Origin of the sequence: Rhizobium sp. P44RR-XXIV (assembly GCF_001999485.2) — a bacterium.
Taxonomy (GTDB): domain Bacteria; phylum Pseudomonadota; class Alphaproteobacteria; order Rhizobiales; family Rhizobiaceae; genus Rhizobium.
The window spans coordinates 708177-728257 of sequence record NZ_MPVZ02000028.1; the positions used below are offsets into that span (position 1 = coordinate 708177).

21 protein-coding genes, 1 pseudogene and 2 riboswitches are annotated in these 20081 nt (G+C 60.0%); of the genes and pseudogenes, 11 read left to right on the top strand and 11 right to left on the bottom strand.

Annotated elements, in window-relative coordinates:
* The first annotated feature begins 6 nt into the window (after nucleotides 1-6).
* The 3 genes from BSK43_RS20515 (at nucleotide 7) to BSK43_RS20525 (ending at nucleotide 1671) form a co-directional block, all read left to right on the top strand.
* Nucleotides 7-387 (top strand): SUF system Fe-S cluster assembly protein, encoded by a 381-nt coding sequence (locus BSK43_RS20515; RefSeq protein ID WP_077471032.1) that lies wholly within the window; start codon nucleotides 7-9, stop codon nucleotides 385-387.
* A gap of 76 nt (nucleotides 388-463) precedes the next feature.
* Entirely contained in the window at nucleotides 464-853 is a 390-nt protein-coding gene (sufA, locus tag BSK43_RS20520; protein ID WP_068387173.1) for a Fe-S cluster assembly scaffold SufA, read from the top strand.
* Nucleotides 854-978: 125 nt separating this feature from the next.
* Nucleotides 979-1671: a transporter gene (locus tag BSK43_RS20525; protein WP_077471033.1), complete on the top strand. Its 693-nt coding sequence runs from the start codon at nucleotides 979-981 to the stop codon at nucleotides 1669-1671.
* Nucleotides 1672-1683: 12 nt separating this feature from the next.
* Here the strand turns inward: BSK43_RS20525 and BSK43_RS20530 are convergent, their stop codons facing one another.
* From BSK43_RS20530 to gcvT, 5 genes and pseudogenes are all read right to left on the bottom strand, one after another.
* Entirely contained in the window at nucleotides 1684-1950 is a 267-nt protein-coding gene (locus tag BSK43_RS20530) for an addiction module antidote protein (RefSeq protein ID WP_068387167.1), read from the bottom strand.
* A 1-nt stretch (nucleotide 1951) separates the two neighbouring features.
* On the bottom strand, nucleotides 1952-2572 hold the full coding sequence (locus tag BSK43_RS20535) for an alpha/beta hydrolase (protein WP_077471034.1): 621 nt from the start codon (nucleotides 2570-2572) through the stop codon (nucleotides 1952-1954).
* A 147-nt stretch (nucleotides 2573-2719) separates the two neighbouring features.
* Nucleotides 2720-5583 (bottom strand): annotated as a pseudogene (gcvP, locus tag BSK43_RS20540) (aminomethyl-transferring glycine dehydrogenase).
* Nucleotides 5583-5945 (bottom strand): glycine cleavage system protein GcvH, encoded by a 363-nt coding sequence (gene gcvH / locus BSK43_RS20545; RefSeq protein ID WP_077471036.1) that lies wholly within the window; start codon nucleotides 5943-5945, stop codon nucleotides 5583-5585. Before gcvH ends, gcvP begins: the two are co-directional and overlap by 1 nt.
* A gap of 26 nt (nucleotides 5946-5971) precedes the next feature.
* The gene (gene gcvT / locus BSK43_RS20550) at nucleotides 5972-7108 is read right to left on the bottom strand and encodes a glycine cleavage system aminomethyltransferase GcvT (RefSeq protein WP_077471037.1); all 1137 of its coding nucleotides are present in this window, start codon (nucleotides 7106-7108) and stop codon (nucleotides 5972-5974) included.
* A 71-nt stretch (nucleotides 7109-7179) separates the two neighbouring features.
* A riboswitch (glycine riboswitch) is annotated at nucleotides 7180-7257 on the bottom strand.
* A gap of 3 nt (nucleotides 7258-7260) precedes the next feature.
* A riboswitch (glycine riboswitch) is annotated at nucleotides 7261-7344 on the bottom strand.
* Nucleotides 7345-7512: 168 nt separating this feature from the next.
* Here gcvT and BSK43_RS20555 point away from each other — a divergent pair.
* From BSK43_RS20555 to BSK43_RS20590, 8 genes are all read left to right on the top strand, one after another.
* Nucleotides 7513-8046 (top strand): copper chaperone PCu(A)C, encoded by a 534-nt coding sequence (locus BSK43_RS20555; protein ID WP_077471172.1) that lies wholly within the window; start codon nucleotides 7513-7515, stop codon nucleotides 8044-8046.
* A 185-nt stretch (nucleotides 8047-8231) separates the two neighbouring features.
* A complete protein-coding gene (locus tag BSK43_RS20560; RefSeq protein WP_068387152.1) occupies nucleotides 8232-9230 on the top strand; it encodes an RluA family pseudouridine synthase in 999 nt (332 codons plus the stop codon).
* A complete protein-coding gene (locus BSK43_RS20565) occupies nucleotides 9227-9880 on the top strand; it encodes an HAD-IA family hydrolase (RefSeq protein WP_077471038.1) in 654 nt (217 codons plus the stop codon). Before BSK43_RS20560 ends, BSK43_RS20565 begins: the two co-directional genes overlap by 4 nt.
* Nucleotides 9881-9889: 9 nt before the next feature.
* Complete coding sequence (locus tag BSK43_RS20570) at nucleotides 9890-10675, top strand: ATP12 family chaperone protein (protein ID WP_077471039.1); 786 nt, start codon at nucleotides 9890-9892, stop codon at nucleotides 10673-10675.
* Between the two features lie 93 nt (nucleotides 10676-10768).
* Nucleotides 10769-11221 (top strand): hypothetical protein, encoded by a 453-nt coding sequence (locus BSK43_RS20575; RefSeq protein ID WP_246662640.1) that lies wholly within the window; start codon nucleotides 10769-10771, stop codon nucleotides 11219-11221.
* A gap of 58 nt (nucleotides 11222-11279) precedes the next feature.
* Nucleotides 11280-12812 (top strand): acyl-CoA carboxylase subunit beta, encoded by a 1533-nt coding sequence (locus BSK43_RS20580; RefSeq protein WP_077471041.1) that lies wholly within the window; start codon nucleotides 11280-11282, stop codon nucleotides 12810-12812.
* A gap of 123 nt (nucleotides 12813-12935) precedes the next feature.
* On the top strand, nucleotides 12936-13328 hold the full coding sequence (locus tag BSK43_RS20585; RefSeq protein ID WP_034477484.1) for a DoxX family protein: 393 nt from the start codon (nucleotides 12936-12938) through the stop codon (nucleotides 13326-13328).
* 133 nt (nucleotides 13329-13461) lie between these two features.
* Entirely contained in the window at nucleotides 13462-13848 is a 387-nt protein-coding gene (locus BSK43_RS20590) for a DoxX family protein (protein ID WP_077471042.1), read from the top strand.
* An 11-nt stretch (nucleotides 13849-13859) separates the two neighbouring features.
* On the opposite strand, the gene sugE is transcribed toward BSK43_RS20590, so the two are convergent.
* From sugE to BSK43_RS20620, 6 genes are all read right to left on the bottom strand, one after another.
* Nucleotides 13860-14174 carry a quaternary ammonium compound efflux SMR transporter SugE gene (gene sugE, locus BSK43_RS20595; protein ID WP_077471043.1) on the bottom strand — a complete coding sequence of 105 codons (315 nt, stop codon included), beginning with the start codon at nucleotides 14172-14174 and terminating at the stop codon, nucleotides 13860-13862.
* Between the two features lie 153 nt (nucleotides 14175-14327).
* Nucleotides 14328-15161, bottom strand: coding sequence for an S-formylglutathione hydrolase (gene fghA, locus BSK43_RS20600; RefSeq protein WP_077471044.1), 834 nt, complete (start codon nucleotides 15159-15161; stop codon nucleotides 14328-14330).
* Nucleotides 15158-15625, bottom strand: coding sequence for a YaiI/YqxD family protein (locus tag BSK43_RS20605; protein ID WP_077471173.1), 468 nt, complete (start codon nucleotides 15623-15625; stop codon nucleotides 15158-15160). Before BSK43_RS20605 ends, fghA begins: the two co-directional genes overlap by 4 nt.
* A gap of 63 nt (nucleotides 15626-15688) precedes the next feature.
* Entirely contained in the window at nucleotides 15689-16816 is a 1128-nt protein-coding gene (locus BSK43_RS20610) for an S-(hydroxymethyl)glutathione dehydrogenase/class III alcohol dehydrogenase (RefSeq protein WP_077471045.1), read from the bottom strand.
* A gap of 90 nt (nucleotides 16817-16906) precedes the next feature.
* Nucleotides 16907-18916 (bottom strand): acetyl/propionyl/methylcrotonyl-CoA carboxylase subunit alpha, encoded by a 2010-nt coding sequence (locus tag BSK43_RS20615; protein WP_077471046.1) that lies wholly within the window; start codon nucleotides 18914-18916, stop codon nucleotides 16907-16909.
* A gap of 81 nt (nucleotides 18917-18997) precedes the next feature.
* Nucleotides 18998-19933: a DMT family transporter gene (locus BSK43_RS20620; protein ID WP_077471047.1), complete on the bottom strand. Its 936-nt coding sequence runs from the start codon at nucleotides 19931-19933 to the stop codon at nucleotides 18998-19000.
* Between the last annotated feature and the right edge of the window lie 148 nt (nucleotides 19934-20081).

Consider the following 20081-nt stretch of genomic DNA (forward strand, 5'->3'; position numbering starts at 1 on the left):
CAAGCGATGTCACTCGACGAAAGCGAACAGAAGATCGACGTACGCGAAGGGATCGTGCATTCCAGCATGCCCGAGGACGAACTGGCACGCCTCAGCGACGACATTATCGGCGCGCTGAAGACGGTCTATGATCCTGAAATTCCTGCCGATATCTTCGAGCTCGGACTGATCTACAAGATCGACATCGAAGATGATCGCATGGTGAAGATCGTCATGACGCTGACGGCACCGGGTTGCCCCGTTGCGGGCGAGATGCCGGGTTGGGTTGAAAATGCCGTTGGCGCCATCGAAGGCGTTTCCGGCGTCGATGTCAGCATGACCTTCGATCCGCCGTGGACGCCGGACCGCATGTCGGAAGAAGCGCAGGTTGCTGTCGGCTGGTATTGAAGCTTTAAGCCGACGGATTTACATTAAGACTCGAAGCGCCGGATCTTGACCCCGGTTGCGGAAGGAGAATGAGCCCATGGGCTTTGCAATCATGAGCATGACGGATACGGCAGCTGCCCGCGTCAAGGCGATCGTGGAGAATTCCGGCCCTGATGCCAAGGGCGTTCGCGTCGGCATCAAGAAGGGCGGCTGCGCCGGGATGGAATATACCATCGACCTGGTGACCGAGCCGAACGCGAAGGACGATCTGATCGAACATGATGGCGCCCGGGTCTGGGTTGAGCCGTCAGCCGTGCTTTATCTGCTCGGTACTCAAATGGGCTTCGAAAGCACGACCCTGCGCTCAGGCTTTACCTTCACCAATCCGAACCAGACATCGGCCTGCGGCTGCGGCGAATCCGTCGAGCTGAAGCCCGCCGATCTGGCAGCGTTGGCAGCTCAACGTCAGGCCGCGCAACCCGCATAAAGCGATTGCCACCGTATTTCCCCTTCATGCGTTTCGTGCTTTGATCGACGTATGCCCGGGTTTTCCGTCGCCTCCCCGGCTAACCGGTTCAGCCGGATAAAGTCAGCGGCGCTGCAGGGGACTTTATGGCTGCTTCGGCATGGGTTTACACACTGATCCCGGCCACGGCCGCTATCGCCGGCTCCGTGGTTGCGGTGAATACACGGCCGGGACCCAATCTTGTCAGTGCAATCCAGCATTTTGCCGCCGGTGTGGTGTTTGCGGCCGCCGCTGGAGAGATCCTGCCTGATATCATGCACAGAGGCTCTCCCCTGGCGACGGTTATCGGCGGCGCGATCGGCGTCGCCGTCATGCTGTTGGTCAAGCAATTGGAAAATTGGGCCAAGGGACCAGTTGGCCTGCTGGCTGCGATTGGCATCGATATCCTGATCGATGGCCTGGTGCTCGGCATCGGGTTTGCGGCTGGCCCGAAGGTCGGCTTGCTGCTGACGATCGCGCTGACGATCGAGGTGCTGTTCCTTGGGCTGACCGTGGCCAACGAACTGGGCGAGAGCGTTCGCTCCCGCACTAAAATCGTTGCAATCACGGCGGCGCTTGCGCTCCTGCTGCCGATCGGCGCTCTACTCGGAACGCCGGTGGCGTTGCTGCCCGGCCCGGTCTTGACCGGATTCTTTGCGTTCGGGCTGATTGCGCTGCTCTATCTCGTCACCGAGGAACTGCTGATCGAAGCCCACGAAACACCTGATCGTCCTTGGGTGACGGCGATGTTTTTCGCGGGCTTTCTCGTGCTTCTCCTGCTTGAAGAGTCTATCGGTTAGCGATTCCGGCACTCAATGTGCTGATGGCACCGGCGTCAGCTTGAGGCCGAGCGCCTTGACGACCTTGAGGATCGTCGCGAATTCCGGATTTCCTTCGCCGCTTAACGCTCGGTAAAGCGCCGAGCGGTTCATGCCGACATCCTTGGCGAGCTTGCTCATATTGCGCATGCGTGCCACGTCACCCAATGCCCTGGCAATGGAGGATGGATCATCAGTCGCAAAAGCGGCTGCGATATAGCTATCGGGATTATCCGTATCGAAGCGATTTTCCTCGTTCATGTCATAGGCCTTTCCGTATGAGCCAGTCGCGGATGATCTCGGCCTCGTCTTGATGGAGGTCATGACCGGTTGGCAGCACAAGAGCGCTGACATCCGCGCCGGCGTTTGCAAATTGTTGTCTGACAAGTTCCGCGTCGCCGGGCGTGCGGCGCTGATCCTGCTCGCCGGCGGTGATCAGGATCGGCTGGTCGAGCATGGATGGAAACTCTGCTTCTGGCGCCGGCGAAAGGGGCCGCATCAGGACTGCCGATGATGCGAGTCCGGGCTGTCGCTGCAGGACCGACGCAGCCATGATGGCGCCGTTGGAGAAACCGACCAGAATGGGCGGCTGCGCAAGCTGCTTTGTCTCTATCGCCATTGCAATGAAACGGCAGAGCCTGTCCGTCTGCCGGTCGAGATCGATGTAATCCAGGCTACGGTCGGGGTTGCGGCGAAAGAAGGCAAAGCCATCCTCCCATTCGACCGCGCCGCGCAGAGACATATACGGTCGTTGCGGCGCAATCGTATCCGCAAGCGGGATGAGAGACGTTTCATCGCCGCTGCTGCCGTGCAGCAGAATCAGCGGAGGCGAGGGATGGTCCGCTCGCCCGGTGACGACATGAAATTCCGGCCATTCCGGCATAAAACTGACTTCCAAAGCCCATTGCTGCGTCAATAAAAACGCCGCGCATCCGGTGGGACGCGCAGCGTTTCATAGACAAGTTTCGCAATAGATTTATGTCGGCATTTGGCGAAGCGACTGAACCGCTTCGCTTTTTCGCGAAATATTCTATTCGGCGGCCTCGGCGTAGGATTCGACCGGCGGGCAGGAGCAAATCAGGTTCCTGTCGCCATAGACGTTATCGACGCGATTGACCGGCGACCAGTACTTATCCACCCGGAAGGCACCTGGCGGGTAGCAGGCCTGTTCGCGCGAATAGGGTCGATCCCATTCACCGACAAGATCTTCCACCGTGTGCGGCGCGTTCTTGAGGGGATTGTTGGTCTTGTCCATCCGGCCCTCTTCGATGGCGCGGGCTTCCTCACGGATTGCCAGCATCGCCGCGCAAAAGCGGTCGAGTTCGGCCTTCGTTTCCGATTCGGTCGGCTCGATCATCAGCGTTCCGGCAACCGGCCAGCTCATGGTCGGTGCATGGAAGCCGCAATCGATCAGGCGCTTGGCAACATCGTCGACCGTCACGCCGGCGCTTGCGACCAGCGGGCGCGTATCGATAATGCATTCATGCGCGACGCGTCCGTCCTTGGACTTGTAGAGGACGTCATAGGCACCCTTCAGACGGGCGGCGATGTAGTTGGCGTTGAGGATCGCCACCTTGGTCGCCTGCGTCAGGCCTTCGCCGCCCATCATCAGGCAGTAGCTCCAGGAGATCGGCAGGATGGAGGCAGAACCGAAGGCTGCTGCCGAGACAGCACCGCTGCGGCCGTCCGTTTCCGGGTGGCCGGGCAGGTGAGGTGCCAGATGCGCCTTGACGCCGATCGCCCCATGCCGGGGCCGCCGCCGCCATGCGGGATGCAGAAGGTCTTATGCAGGTTGAGATGGCTGACGTCGGAGCCGATGTCGCCGGGGCGCGACAGGCCGACCATGGCGTTCATGTTAGCGCCATCGAGATAGACCTGACCGCCATGCTTGTGCACGAGATCGCAGATCTCCTTCACCGTCTCCTCGAAAACGCCGTGCGTCGAAGGATAGGTGATCATGCAGCAGGAGAGGTTGTCGGCATATTGCTCGGTCTTGGCGCGGAAATCGGCCATGTCGATATCGCCGTCATCGCTGACCTTGACGATCACCACCTTCATGCCCGCCATCTGCGCGGAGGCCGGGTTGGTGCCATGCGCCGAAGTCGGGATCAGGCAGATGTCGCGATGACCCTGGCCATTGGCAATGTGGTAGTTGCGGATGGTCAGGAGGCCGGCATATTCGCCCTGTGCACCGGAGTTCGGTTGCATGGAGAAGGCGTCGTAGCCAGTCACGGAGCACAGCTTCTCCGTCAGATCATCGATCATTTCGCGGTAACCGAGCGCCTGATCGGCCGGCACGAAAGGATGGATGTCGGAGAATTCCGGCCAGGTGATGGGCAGCATTTCCGCCGTCGCATTCAGCTTCATGGTGCAGGAGCCGAGCGGGATCATCGAGCGGTCCAGCGCCAGGTCGCGGTCGGAGAGACGGCGGATGTAGCGCGTCATCTCGCTTTCCGCGCGGTTCATGTGGAAGATCGGGTGCGTCAGATACTCGCTGGTGCGCAGCAGATCCTTCGGCAGACGATACGAAGGCTCGAAATCGGCGATGCGGAAATTGCCGCCGAAGGCGCGCCAGACGGCTTCCAGCGTCGCCGGGCGCGTGCGCTCGTCGAGGCTCATGGCGATCTTCGTCTCGCCGACTTTGCGCAGGTTCACGCCCTCGGCGACGGCGGCCCGCAGGATCAGGCCCTGCATGTGGCCGACCTCGACGGTGATCGTGTCGAAGAAGCTTTCCGGCTCGACGGTATAGCCGAGCTTTTCCAACCCCTTGGCCATCAGAACGGCCTTCTGGTGGACCTGCTGGGCGATGGCCTTCAGCCCCTGCGGACCGTGAAACACCGCATACATCGAGGCCATGACGGCAAGCAGAACCTGCGCGGTGCAGATGTTCGATGTCGCCTTTTCACGGCGGATATGCTGTTCGCGGGTCTGCAGCGACAGGCGATAGGCGCGGTTGCCACGCGCGTCGACGGAGACGCCGACGAGGCGGCCGGGCATGGAGCGCTTGTGGTCGTCCTTTACGGCCATATAGGCCGCGTGCGGACCGCCATATCCCACAGGTACGCCGAAGCGCTGGGAAGAGCCGATGGCGATATCCGCGCCCATTTCGCCGGGAGACTTCAGGAGCGTCAGTGCCAGCAGATCCGCAGCGACGACGGCGATGGCGCCGGTTTGATGCAGTCGCGAAATCAGGCCGGTGAAATCGCTGATACGGCCATGGGTGCCCGGATATTGGAAGATCGCACCGAAGACATCGACCGGATCTAGATCGGTGAAGGGATTGCCGACAATCACGGACCAGCCGAGCGGCTCGGCGCGCGTCTTGATCAGTGCAATAGTCTGCGGATGGCAATCGGCATCGACGAAAAAGGCCTTGGCCTTGGATTTCGCGACGCGTTCCGCCATTGCCATGCCTTCGGCCGCGGCAGTCGCTTCATCGAGCAGCGAAGCGTTGGAGACATCCAGACCCGTGAGGTCGCTGATCATCGTCTGATAGTTCAGAAGGGCTTCGAGACGACCCTGGCTGATTTCGGGCTGATACGGCGTATAGGCGGTGTACCAGGCGGGGTTTTCCAGAATGTTGCGCTGGATGACCGGCGGCGTGATCGTGCCATAATAGCCTTGGCCAATCAGCGAAACCAGAACCTTGTTCTTGTTGGCGGTGTCGCGCAGCTTGTCGAGCGCCTCGCGCTCCGTCATCGGCGCGCCCCATGCGAGCGGCGCCTTCTGGCGGATGGCCGGCGGCAGCGTCGCATCGATCAGGCCGTCGAGGCTCTTATAGCCGATCACGCGAAGCATATCGGTCATCTCCGACGGAGACGGACCGATATGACGGCGATTGGCAAAATCATAGGGCTGGTAATCGGTGAATGTGAATTCCGTAGGCGTCGTCATTACCCGATCAACTCCTTGTAACCGGATTCATCAAGAAGACCATCAAGATCGCTGACATTCTTCAGCTTCAGCTTGAAGAACCAGCCGTCACCCATCGGGTCGGAATTGACCAGTGCCGGGTCGGCAGCGATGGCTTCGTTGACTTCGGTGATTTCTCCATCAAGCGGACAATAGACTTCGGACGCCGCCTTGACGGATTCGACGGTTGCCGCGTCCGCGCCCTTGGAGAGGCTGGCGCCAACTTCGGGCAGTTCCACGAAAACGAGATCGCCGAGCTGTTCGGCGGCGTGCGCGGTGATGCCGACCGTTGCGACGTCGCCTTCAACCTTCAGCCATTCATGTTCTTCGGTGAATTTCAGCATGGATAAATCCTCTCTGGAAAAGACGTTCAGCGTTTGTAGGTAGGTTTGACGAAAGGCAGGGCGCTGACAGCGACGGGCAGGTACTTGCCGCGTACCTCGGCATAGACGGTCGTGCCGGGCGAGGCGAGCGAGGTCGGCACATAGCCCATGGCGACGGGCGACTCGGCGCTCGGACCGAAGCTGCCCGAGGTGACCTCACCGATTTCGGTCTTGCCTTCGGCGTCGGCATAGAGCTTGGCATGATTGCGCACCGGCGCCTTGCCTTCCGGCTTCAGGCCGACGCGGCGGCGCGAGGCGCCATTGTCGAGTTCCGCGAGAATGCGGGATGAACCGGGAAAGCCGCCGGCACGGGCGCCACCGGTCTTGCGAGCCTTCTGCATCGCCCATTCGAGCGCGGCTTCCACCGGCGTCGTGGTCTGGTCGATATCATTGCCATAGAGGCAGAGACCGGCTTCGAGACGCAGGGAGTCGCGGGCACCAAGGCCGATCGGCTGCACATCCGGATGCTCCAGCAGCCGGTTGGCAATGTCCACGGCCTTGTCGGCCGGTACGGAAATCTCGAAACCGTCTTCGCCGCTATAGCCCGAACGAGAGACGAGGCAGGAAACGTCATGAAGGCGACAATGGCGCACATCCATGAATTTCATGTGGGCGATGTCGGCCCAGAGTTCGGCAAGGACATCGACCGCATGCGGCCCCTGAAGGGCGATCAGCGCGCGATCGAGTGAAGCAATTTCGCAACTTCCGCCGATATGATCTTGAAGATGCTTGAGATCCTGCTCCTTGCAGGCAGCGTTGACGACGACGAACAGGTGATCGTCCAGGTGGGTGATCATCAGATCGTCAAGAATGCCACCATTGTCGTCGGTGAAGAATCCGTAGCGCTGACGTCCCTCGGCGAGCCCGAGGATATCGACCGGCACAAGGCTTTCCAGCGCAAGTGCGGCATCCTCATATTGGCCTGAGCGGGCGCGGATCGTCACCTGGCCCATGTGGGAGACATCGAACAGACCGGCCGAAGCGCGGGTCCAAAGATGCTCCTTCATGACGCCTGCAGGATACTGCACGGGCATGTCGTAACCAGCGAACGGCACCATGCGGGCGCCGAGCGATACATGCAGATCGTGAAACGGTGTTTTCTTGAGGGCAGCGGTCTCGTCCAAATGACGCCTCCGGGTTTTGCGCTGATATCGAAGCGCAGAGCTCACAATTTCGACGCGGTTGCGCCTGACGATGAGCCCCCTCTGTCTGTGTGCCTGAGATTGTTATCCCTTCGGCGAACGCTTTCGCGCTTCTCTCCAGAGTTCCGTCTGCCCCTTGCTGGTCCTTTGGCCTGAGAGTTTCCGGGGCGGTTGCTCCTTCGGCACCGGCTCGCGCCGGATTCTCCCAACAAGGTTGAGTGTCATTATCTGGTAGTCGAGAGAGATGGCAAGTGGCAAATGTCGTCATCGAACAAATTTTTGTCGCGCTGTTCGAAGGCCTGCCGAGCGGCGGAAGCGGGGCTTTGCAACGACCTCTCGAAAGGCTATCCCTTCGGGTCGACAGAGGAGCCGGGCAGGAGAAAATGATGAACCGTTGTCACGTCGCAGCATTGCTGATCTCAGCAGCCGTACTTTCGCTTTCGCCGATTGGCGCGCTTGCGCAGCAGAGCAATGACATGAAGGGCATGGCTGGAATGCATATGGATGCACAGGCAGCGCCTTCCGGTTCCGCTACCGGCAAGCTCGGCGATCTCGATATCAGCGGTGGTTATGTTCGTGCCATGCTGCCCGGCCAGCCGGTCGGCGGCGGGTATATTACCATCCACAATACCGGCAAGACCGCCGACAAGCTGACCTCGGTTACGTCATCGGAGGCGGGCAAGGTGGAGCTGCACGAGATGAAGATGGACGGCGAGATCATGAAGATGCGCGAGATGAAGGATGGCATCGCCATTCCCGCCGGCGCTACCGTAACGCTTGCTCCCAATACCATGCATATGATGTTCAAGCAGGTGAAGACGCCTTTCAAGAAGGGCGGCACGGTGCCTGTCATGCTGATGTTCGAGAAGGCCGGGATGATCGATCTCACCCTGCCTGTCGTCTCGACCAAGGGAAACTGAGCCAGAAAATTATCCGGCGCGGATAATTCCAGTTTCCACTTTTGCTCGAAATGCTCTAAAGCCACCTCAAAAGGTCGGGAAATGCCCGGCCGCGGGGCTATTCGTCCCGTTGTTTGAATCGGCATGATCCCGTCCAGCGAAGGTTTGGCACTTCCGGGGCATGCGCGGCATTTGAAAGAAGAACAATGGCCGGGATTGAACATATACAGGTCGAGCCTGAAGAAGCCGGCATGCGCCTCGATCGTTGGTTCAAAGTCCATTTTCCGGGTCTGGGATTTGGTCAGCTGCAGAAGCTGCTGCGTTCCGGCCAGGTGCGCGTCGATGGCGGCCGCGTCAAGACGGATGCGCGCGTGCAGCCCGGGCAGGTGGTGCGCGTGCCGCCACTCGACGTCGACGCCAAGGCGCTGAAGAGCGGGCCCATCGGCAACAATGACTTGAAACATTCCGGCGACGGCGAGCTTCTCGCGCGCATGCTGCTGCATGAAGACGACAAGGTCTTTGTATTGAACAAGCCGGCCGGTCTTGCTGTGCAGGGCGGTTCCGGCCTTGTCCGGCATCTTGATAAGATGCTTGAGGCGTGGACGAGCAAGAAGGGCGAAAAGCCGCGCCTGGTGCACCGTCTCGACCGCGATACATCCGGCGTGCTCGTCGTTGCCCGCACCCGCGGCGCCGCGCAGAAGCTGACGGCCGCCTTTCGCGAGCGCGATACCAAGAAGACCTACTGGTCGTTGGTCAAAGGCGTGCCGCGCAAGCACGAGGACAAGATTTCCACCTGGCTGGTGAAGGAAGCGACACCGGATGGTGATCGCATGCGCATCGCCAAGCATGGAGAAGATGGGGCGGATCACGCCATCTCCTACTACCGCGTGCTCGAAACCGCGGCGCAGAGCCTCGCCTGGCTGGAAATGGAGCCCTATACCGGCCGCACGCACCAACTGCGCGTTCATGCCCTGCACATAGGCCACCCGATCATCGGCGACCCCAAATATTTCGATGACGATCCGAACTGGGATTTTCCAGGCGGTGTCCAGAAGCGCCTGCATCTGCATGCCCGACACATCGACATCCCGCATCCGAATGGCGGTCGCCTGCGCGTTACGGCACCTTTGCCGCCGCACATGGTGCAGACCTGGAACCTTCTCGGACTTGATATGGCATCGGCAGGGGAGCCGGACGACGAATGAAACTGGTTCTTTTCGATTGCGATGGCACGCTGATCGACAGCGCGCGCCTTATCCATGAGGTCATGGCGCGGACGTTTGTGGCTTTTGGCTACAAGCGCCCGGATGTCTCCGCCACCAAGTCGATCATCGGTCTGACGCTCGATATCGCCATTGCCCGCATGCAAGGCAAGGCACATGTCGATGACGAAGCGATCGCCATGACAGCGCATTACAAGTCGATCTTCCCCGGCGTTCGCGATGAGGCTGACATGCAGACGCCGCTGTTCGATGGCATCAAGCCGTTGATCGAGATCCTCGCGGCTCGCGACGAGTTGCTGCTCGGTGCCGTGACAGGCAAGTCCCGCCGTGGCCTGACCCATATTCTTGAAGTCAATGGTTTCACGCCCTACTTCGTGGTTTCACGCACCGCCGACGATTGCCCGTCGAAGCCGCATCCGGCGATGGTGACGGAATGCTGCGATGAAACCGGGATGGACCCACACGATACCATCGTCATCGGCGATGCGGTCTATGACATGCAGATGGCAAAGGCAGCCGGCGCCACGGCGATCGGCGTATCCTGGGGTTACGCTTCGGTCGAGGAGCTGCTTGCAGCCGGCGCCGATGCGATCGCCCACCATCCAAACGACTTGTTGAGCCATATTCTCTGAGGTGACGCCATGCGCGACCTGTTGAACGATCTTTCCGAGGGGCTGAGCCACCCCGATCCGATCCGCCGTGCGCAGATCCAGATGAAAAGGCCCTTGCCGAAGCGCTTCTACAAGGAGGTGAAGATCAGCAAGGGTGAAGAGGGACACGCCATTGCGCTCGATGGCAAGGCGGTCAAGACGCCAGCTCGCCATACTCTGGCTTTGCCGACGGAAGCGCTCGCCAGACTGGTGGCCGCCGAATGGGCGAGACAGGTCAAGGTTATCGATCCCGCAACCATGCCCGTTACCCGCCTCGTCAACACCGCCATCGATGGCGTCGTTGCTGAAAGCCAGGCGGTGTTCGACGAAATCGTGCGTTTTTCCGGCAATGACCTGCTCTGCTATCGGGCCGATGGCCCGGAGCGCCTCGTGGAGCGGCAGTCGGCACGCTGGAACCCGGTGATCGAATGGGCAGCGGACGCGCTCGGCGCGCGCTTCATCCTCGCCGAAGGTGTCATGCATCAGGATCAGCCCGGCGAAGCCATCGCTGCTTTCGCCTCGGCATTGCGGAAATACGATGCGCCGATGGAGCTTGCGAGCCTGCATACGATCACGACGCTGACGGGCTCGGCGATCCTGGCGCTTGCTTTCGCAGAGGGTTTCCTGCCGCTCGCCGAAGTCTGGTCGCTCGCCCATCTCGACGAGGACTGGACGATCGAACATTGGGGCAGCGACGAGGAAGCGGAACGGCGGCGCTCGCAACGTTTTGAAGAATTTCAGGCTGCAACGGATGTTTTTTCTGCTCTGCGCAGTTGAATATTGTTGATTTCCAGTCCTTTATAGCGGCCTTCGTATCTTGCAGATTGGGAAGTCGGGGCAGGTATCATGTTGTTGTCGAGGTCGGGAGCCATGTTGGCGCTCGTGGGATGTTTGGCTCTGGCGGCGTGCTCCAGCTGGTCCGTTGATCCTCCTCCTCCGACCTATGACGTTCGCAGCTCGACCGTGGTGGCCGATCAGGCCTTGCCGCCCGTTTCGCCGGCGCTGATTGCAGCCGTCAATGATCGCGTAAACGCCTCGATCGCTGCGACAACCCATAATGCGGCGCTACCGCCTGTCGCCATCACCATCCGGCTGACCGATGTTCGCAAGGCGCGCGGCTTCAATCGCGATCGCAGCAGCGCGAAGGTCAATATCGATGCAGCCGAGCTGAACGGCGGCTCCGTCATCGCCATGGCGTCCTTTGAGATCAGAACGGTCGCGCCCGATCCGGCCACCGCCGACGAGCTGCTGGCGGAAGATATCGCCGCGGCGCGTCCGCTCCATCTTTTCGCTGACCATGCCGCGGCTGGCGGAATAAGCTGATAGCTTCAAGGAAGGCTCGCGCCATGCTAAGCCCGAGCAGTGAGGGAGAGAGGGCCGCATGAAGGAAATCCTGCAGGAACTGGAACGCCGTCGCGAAGTCGCAAGACTGGGCGGCGGCCAGGCGCGCATCGACGCGCAGCATGCGCGCGGCAAGCTGACGGCGCGCGAGCGCATCGATATCTTTCTCGATGAAGGTTCCTTCGAGGAATTCGACATGTTCGTCGAACATCGCTCGACCGATTTCGGCATGGACAAGAGCAAGATCGCCGGCGACGGCGTCGTCACCGGCTGGGGCACCGTCAACGGACGCACTGTTTTCATTTTTGCCAAGGATTTCACTGTCTTCGGCGGGTCTCTTTCAGAAGCACATGCGGAGAAGATCACCAAAGTACAGGACATGGCGCTGAAGAATCGCGCGCCCATCATTGGTATCTACGATGCCGGTGGCGCCCGTATCCAGGAAGGTGTCGCCGCACTTGGTGGCTATGCCGAGGTATTCCAGCGCAACGTGCTCGCTTCCGGCGTCATCCCGCAGATTTCCGTCATCATGGGGCCCTGTGCGGGCGGTGACGTCTATTCGCCCGCCATGACCGATTTCATCTTCATGGTCCGCGACACCTCCTACATGTTTGTCACCGGGCCGGATGTGGTGAAAACCGTCACCAATGAGACCGTAACCTCCGAGCAGCTCGGCGGCGCCTCGGTGCATACGACGAAATCTTCGATCGCCGATGCCGCCTATGACAATGATGTGGACACGCTGTTGCAGGTGCGCCGCCTCATCGACTTCCTGCCGCAATCGAACACATCAGCACTTCCGGAGATCGAGTGCTATCAATCCGTAACGGAGCCCGATACCTCGCTCGATACGCTGATCCCGGCCAATGCCAACAAGCCCTACGACATCAAGGAGCTGATCCTGAAGGTGGCGGACGAGGGCGATTTCCTTGAGATCCAGGAGAGCTTCGCAAAGAATATCGTCTGCGGCTTCGGTCGAATCGAGGGTGCAACGGTCGGCTTCGTCGCCAACCAGCCGATGGTGCTGGCCGGCGTGCTCGACAGCGATGCGTCGCGCAAGGCTGCGCGTTTCGTCCGCTTCTGTGATTGCTTCAATATTCCGCTCATCACCTTCGTCGACGTACCGGGCTTCTTGCCGGGAACGGCGCAGGAATATGGCGGGCTGATCAAGCATGGCGCCAAGCTGCTGTTCGCCTATGCCGAAGCGACTGTCCCGAAACTGACGGTCATCACCCGCAAGGCCTTTGGCGGCGCTTATGACGTCATGGCGTCAAAGCATTTGCGCGGCGATCTCAATTACGCATGGCCGACGGCGCAGATTGCCGTCATGGGTGCCAAGGGCGCGGTCGAAATCATCTTCCGCAAGGATATTGCCGATCCCGAGAAGATTGCGGCCCATACCAAGATGTACGAAGACCGTTTCCTGTCGCCCTTCGTTGCAGCCGAGCGCGGCTACATCGACGAAGTGATCATGCCACGCTCCACGCGCAGGCGGTTGGCGCAAGGGCTGAGGATGCTGCGCAACAAGGACCTGACCAATCCCTGGAAGAAACACGACAACATTCCATTGTGAGTATGTGACAACAAGCCACGGATTTTACACGGAAAATTGATTGGACGTCAGAATCCGTGTTTTCCCGTTCGCAGGCGTCCGCTCTAATGCTTTGTCCTGGGGGAGTTAAAACTGGAGTCTAAAATGGCGCTTTCCGATCGGCTGAACCAATATCAGCCCTATGCTCTTACTGTATTGCGTATCGTCACCGGCGTATTGTTCATCGAACATGGCCTGCAGAAGCTTTTCGGCTTCCCGCCCGGTGGTCAGTTCCCAAGCCCGTTGCCGACCCTGCTTCTGGTTCAGGGGATCATCGAGGTCGTCGGCGGTTTGGCGACGATTGTCGGCTTCTTTACCCGTCCTGTCGCATTCATCCTTTGCGGCAATATGGCGGTCGCCTATTTCATGGCGCATTACCCGAAGAATTTCTTCCCGGCCAACAATGGCGGTGATGCGGCTATCCTCTACTGCTTCATCTTCCTGTTCCTGATCTTCGCTGGCCCTGGCCTTCTGGCGATCGACAACAACAAGAAGTAAGCGCATTTAAGCCGGGCTCGGCTTGTTGCTGAGCCCGGCGAATAAATCTGTCTCTCGCGTGTTGACCAGTCGTCAGCGGAACGAGAGCATTTTGACAGGATCTCGTTCGCATCCCCTTCGAACGGAGATCCTTATGTCCCTTTCTGAACGCTTGTCGCCTTATCAGCCTGCTGCACTCGCGGTCCTGCGAATTGTCACCGCTCTTTTGTTCATCGAACACGGCACGCAAAAGCTCTTCGGCTTTCCGCCAGCTCCCTATGCCATCACGACATTATTTTTCATCGCGGCTGTGATCGAGCTTGTTGGCGGCATTCTGATTCTGATCGGTCTCTTTACCCGCCCCGTCGCATTCCTGCTCAGCGGCGAGATGGCGATTGCCTATTTCACAGTCCATATGCCGATCAATTTCTTCCCAGCCAACAATCAGGGCGATGGCGCAGTGTTGTTCTGCTTCATCTTTCTGTTTCTGGTGTTTGCCGGTCCGGGAGAGTGGGCGCTGGACAATCGCCAGCGCCGATGAGTGTGGGTTCTTCAGACGACGAATTTGAGGCCGGCAATGCCGGCCACGATCAGGCCGATGCAGGCGAGGCGGACCAGGGTCGCGGGGTCACCGAGCAACCATATGCCCAGCAGCACGGTGCCGACTGTGCCGATGCCCGTCCAGACGGCGTAGGCCGTGCCCATGGGCAGGGTCTTTACCGCAAGGCCCAGCAGCGTGATGCTGATGATCATCGATATGATGGTGAGGACTGTCGGCGTCAGCCGGGTGAAGCCGTCGGTATATTTGAGGCCAACCGCCCAGCCAATTTCGAACAGACCGGCAAGGAAAAGCAGAAACCAGGCCATTTTACGCTCCTTTGTTAAGAGCGAGGCCGTCCTCGCGGATGCTTACGGCCGATCAATCGATATCGGCCGCCGCAGTCGTCTGCGCGTTTTCTATATGCCTCTGTTACCGGCGTTTTTCAAGCTTTTGAGTGCATGGCTGCCATGCCACCCGTTTCACGCTAGCCGCTCGGCGTGCCATTTTAGATGATCGTCCATGAAGCTGGAAATGAAATAGTAGGAGTGGTCGTAGCGTTCGTGCATGCGCAGCGTCAGACCGATGCCGGTATCCTTGACCGCCTCTTCAAACAACCAGGGGCGCAGGCCGTTTTCGAGGAAGCTGTCGGCCTTGCCCTGATCGATGAGGAACTCCGGGAAGCGGGCGCCGTCGTCGACGAGAGAGCAGGCGTCGTACTGCCTCCAGGCAGCCTTGTCGGCACCGAGATATTTCTCAAAGCCCGGTGCAGACCAGTCCGCCGTCGACGGCTGGACGATCGGTGCAAAAGCGGAGCAGCTCTTGAAGCGATCCGGATTCTTCAGTGCGATCGTCATTGCGCCGTGGCCGCCCATGGAATGGCCGAAAATGCCCTGGCGGCTCATATCGACGCGGAACTGCTTGGCGACGAGTGCTGGCAGTTCTTCGGTGATGTAGCTGTACATCCGATAATTTTCGGCCCAGGGCGTCTCGGTGGCGTCGAGATAGAAGCCGGCACCCTTGCCCATCTGCCAATTGGTCAGCTCGTCCGGCACGTCATTGCCGCGCGGGCTGGTATCCGGGCAGACGATGATCAGGCCGAGCTCGGCGGCCATGCGGCGATATTCGCCTTTTTCCATCACATTGGCATGGGTGCAGGTGAGGCCGGAGAGATACCAAAGGACGGGGCGAGGCTCCTTGATGGCCTGCGGCGGCACGAAGACAGCGAAGGTCATTTCGCATTTGCAGGCGTCCGACTCGTGCGAAAAGACGCCCTGCATGCCGCCGAAGGCGGTGTTCTGGGAAATGATATTCAAGACTGATCTCCAGGCGATGATTTGTGTGCTTTTGCACGCCGGCAGAGCCGGTCAAAGGTTTCCAGGAAGGCGGAGCGGTCGCGCGGCGAGAAGGCGGCGTTGTATCCCTTGCTCTCGCCGGTTTCGCGAAGATGTGCGCCGAGATCGCGCATCGCGGTCGCCATGCCGATATTGGCAACATCAAACACACGACCTGTCGGTCCGGTCACCAGCGCGCCGGTGGCGACGCAGCGCCCGGCAAGGGGCACGTCGGCAGTGACGACGATATCTCCGGGGCCGGCGTGCTCGGCAATCCAGTTGTCTGCCGCGTCGAAGGCGCTGGAGACGATGATGTTCTTCACCATCGGATCGCGGGATGGCCGCAATCCGGAATTGGCGACAAGGGTGACTTCGATGCCGTGGCGTTCGGCAACCTTCAAAATCTCCGGCTTGACCGGGCAGGCGTCTGCATCGACATAAATCATTAAATCAAATCTTTTCAGATACATGCGGTATATTTCTCATATACCGCATGCAATTCCTCGGCCTTAGTAGACCACGACACCCCGGATGCTTTCGCCGGAATGCATCAGCTCGAAGCCCCTGTTGATGTCTTCGAGCGGCATGGTGTGGGTGATCATCGGATCGATCTGGATCTTGCCTTGCATGTACCAGTCGACGATCTTCGGAACATCTGTGCGGCCACGGGCGCCGCCGAAGGCGGTGCCCATCCAGTTGCGGCCGGTGACCAGCTGGAACGGACGGGTGGAGATCTCCTGGCCAGCGCCGGCCACGCCGATGATAATGGACTTGCCCCAGCCGCGATGCGAGGCTTCCAGCGCCTGCCGCATGACCTTGGTGTTACCCGTGCAATCGAACGTGTAGTCGGCGCCGCCGATCAGGTCGCCGTTGCGCTTCGTCAGGTTGACGAGATAGGGCACGATGTCGTCACCGACTTCCTTCGGATTGACGAAGTGGGTCATGCCGAACTTTTCGCCCCAGGCCTTGCGGTCATTGTTGATATCGACGCCGATGATCATATCCGCGCCGGCAAGGCGCAAGCCTTGAAGCACATTCAGACCGATGCCGCCGAGACCGAAGACGATCGCGGTCGAGCCAATTTCGACCTTGGCGGTGTTGATGACGGCGCCGATGCCTGTCGTGACGCCGCAGCCGATATAGCAGATCTTGTCAAAGGGGGCGTCCGGATTGACCTTGGCAAGCGCGATCTCCGGCAGCACCGTGAAGTTGGCGAAGGTTGAACAGCCCATATAGTGATGGATCTTGTCCTTGCCGATCGAGAAACGCGACGTGCCATCGGGCATGAGACCCTGGCCTTGGGTTGCGCGGATCGAGGTGCAGAGGTTGGTCTTGCGCGAAAGGCAGGAATAGCATTCGCGGCACTCCGGCGTGTAAAGCGGAATGACGTGATCGCCCTTCTTCACCGAGGTCACACCTGGTCCGACATCAACGACGATACCGGCGCCCTCGTGGCCGAGAATGGCGGGGAACAGGCCCTCAGGATCGGCGCCCGACAGGGTGAAGTCGTCGGTGTGGCAGATGCCTGTCGCCTTCACCTCGATCAGCACTTCGCCGGCCTTCGGCCCCTCCAGCTGAACCGTCATCACCTCAAGCGGCTTGCCAGCCTGAACTGCTACCGCAGCACGTACATCCATCGTCTCATCCCTTCCTGCAATGATTTTGGTTCGCACGACATTGGCATGGGCGTACGGGACGCCTCAAGTGAAATCAATGCCGGATTTTGATCAAGCAAATTCCATGATGACAGCATCGACCGCCAGGCTTTCACCCGCCTTGGCATTGATCTTGCTGACAACCAGGTCACGCTCGGCGCGCAGGACGTTTTCCATCTTCATTGCTTCGACGATGGCAAGCGTCTCTCCCGCCTTGACCTCCTGGCCCTCGGCAACCGCAATGGCGACGACCAGGCCGGGCATGGGGCAGAGCAGAAGCTTGGACGTATCCGGCGGCAATTTGATGGGCATTAGCCTATCGAGTTCCGCCTGGCGGGGCGTGAAGACTTTCAGTCGCACCGAAATGCCCTGCCAATCGATGCGCAGGCCATTCAGCAATGGGCGGATCTGTGCTGTCAGCTTGCGACTGCCGACGCTGCCGACCCACACCGCATCGCCAGGCCGCCAGTCGGTTGCGACCGTCGCAGTCTCGTCGCCAATCCGCATGTCCATCTCGAAGGGGATGGTCACCACGCCTTCGAGCAATGTCACGGGTAGGTAGTCGGTGCCGAGCTTGACGACCCATTCGTCCCGCAGCGGGCCTGCCGCTGGTCGTAGGCGGTCGGCGTAACGTTCGCGGCGGCCCGATTCGATCAGGTTGCAGGAGAGGGCGACGGCTGCAAGCATCGCGGCCTGGTTCTCATCCGGGGCTGCCGGCGTAAAGCCTTCCGGATATTCCTCGGCGATGAAGCCGGTGGAGAGGCGCCCCTCGCGCCAGCGCGGATGCTTCATCAGCGCCGAGAGGAACGGCATGTTGTGCTCGATCCCGTCGACGACGAAGCCATCCAGCGCTTCGCCCATGGCCTCGATCGCCTCCAGCCTGGACGGAGCCCAGGTGCAGAGCTTGGCGATCATCGGGTCGTAATACATGGAAATCTCGGCGCCTTCGAAGACGCCGGTGTCGTTGCGGACGATCGACTTGCCGCTCTTGCCTTCACGCGGCGGACGATAACGCGTCAGGCGGCCGATCGAGGGCAGGAAATTGCGATAGGGGTCTTCCGCATAGAGGCGGCTTTCGACAGCCCAGCCGTTGAGCTTGATGTCTTCTTGCTTGAAAGGCAGCTTTTCACCGAACGCAACACGAATCATCTGCTCGACCAGGTCGATGCCGGTCACGAGTTCGGTCACGGGATGCTCGACCTGCAGGCGGGTATTCATTTCAAGAAAATAGAAATTCCTGTCGCGATCGACGATGAACTCGACGGTGCCGGCGCTCTGGTAGTCGACAGCCTTGGCAAGGGCCACGGATTGTTCGCCCATGGCTTTCCGCGTTGCCTCATCGAGGAACGGCGAGGGCGCTTCTTCCACGACCTTCTGGTTTCGGCGCTGGATGGAGCATTCACGCTCGCCTAGATAGACGACATTGCCGTGGCCGTCGGCCAGCACCTGGATTTCGATGTGGCGGGGGTCGACGACGAACTTTTCAATGAAGACGCGGTCGTCGCCAAACGAGCTCCTCGCCTCGGAGCGGGCCCGGTCGAAGCCGTCGCGCACCTCGTCCTTGCTCCAGGCGATGCGCATGCCCTTGCCGCCGCCGCCAGCGGAGGCCTTGATCATGACGGGATAACCAATCTCGGCTGCGATCTTCTCGGCGTGATCACCATCCTCGATGATGCCGAGATGGCCCGGCACGGTCGAGACCTTGGCGGCGTTCGCGAATTTCTTCGATTCGATCTTGTCGCCCATGGCTTCGATCGCCTTCGGCTTCGGGCCAATGAAGACGATACCTTCCTTTTCCAGCGCCGCGCAGAAGGACGCGCGCTCGGAAAGAAAGCCGTAACCCGGATGGACCGCTTCCGCTCCGGTTTCCTTGCAGGCGGCGATGATCTTGTCGGCAATGAGATAGCTTTCCGCAGCCGGAGCCGGGCCAATATGGACTGATTCATCGGCCATTTCGACATGCAGGGCATCGCGGTCGACATCCGAGTAGACGGCGACCGTCAGGATGCCCATCCGGCGCGCGCTCTTGATCACGCGGCAAGCGATCTCGCCGCGATTGGCGATCAGGATTTTCTTGAACATGCAATCTCCGCCCAATACGTCTGCTGTCTCAGTGTTTTAGCCACAAACCGGGCCGCCGGTCCATGCGCAAGATATCCGCACCTACCTCAAATTCTCCGATCGCGACTGCACGCGCTCCCGCCAGATGATGAACAGGCCTGAACCGACGATGATGGCGATGCCGATCCATTTGGAGAAATTGGGAAAATCGCCAAAGATCGCATAGCCGAGGATCGTCGCCGAGATGATCTCGAAATACTGGAACGGTGCGAGCAGCGACAGGGGCGCCAGCCGGAAGGCCCTGACGACGAGCATGTGCGCGTAGCCGGAGATCGAACCCAGGATCAGCAACAGGACGAGACCGAGCCCGGAAGCAGGCAGTGACGGCTCGAAATCGGCAATGCCTGCCGAAGCGCCTGTAAACAGGGCGAAGGTCATGAACAATGTGCCGCCCACGCCGGCCATGATCTGCATCGTCATTGGCGAATCGGCTTCGCCGACGGCGCGGTTCATGAACAGATAGAGCGCGTAGAGAAAGGCACAGGCGACCGGAAGCAGTGCCTTCAACCCGAAAATCTCGAAACTCGGCTGGATGACGATCATCGCGCCGCCGAAGCCGATGGCAATGGCAAGCCAACGCCGCCACCCCACCTTGTCGCCGAGAAACACGGCGGAAAGCGCCGTCAGCATGAACGGCTCGACGAAATAGATCGCGAAGACGTCGGCGAGCGGCATGTATTTGACGGCCGCGAAAAAGAGCAAGCTTGCGGCTCCATGCAGGGCGCCGCGCAGGAGGTTCAGCCAAGGGCGTTTCGCGGAAAAGGCCGCACGGCCGGAAATCGTGGCCAGCAGCGGCAGCATGCATACGAGCTGGAAGAAAAAACGGTAGAATGTCACCTGTCCGGGCGACATGCCCTCGAAACTCGCCATGTATTTGGCGATCGCATCCATCATCGGCAGCATGATCATGGCGCTTGCCATGATCGTCATGCCTTGAAGCGGATTCTGCTGGCTGGGAGCGGCTGAGACGGCGGACATGGACTGTCATCAAACACAGGAACGGCGTGCAATCAAGAAGCGATCAGCGGCGGAATTCAAAACCGCGAGGATGACGGCGGACGAGGGCGCACTTTTCCATTTGGGACAGATCATGGTGGCGAGATGACGCCCATAGACCTATCTGTGC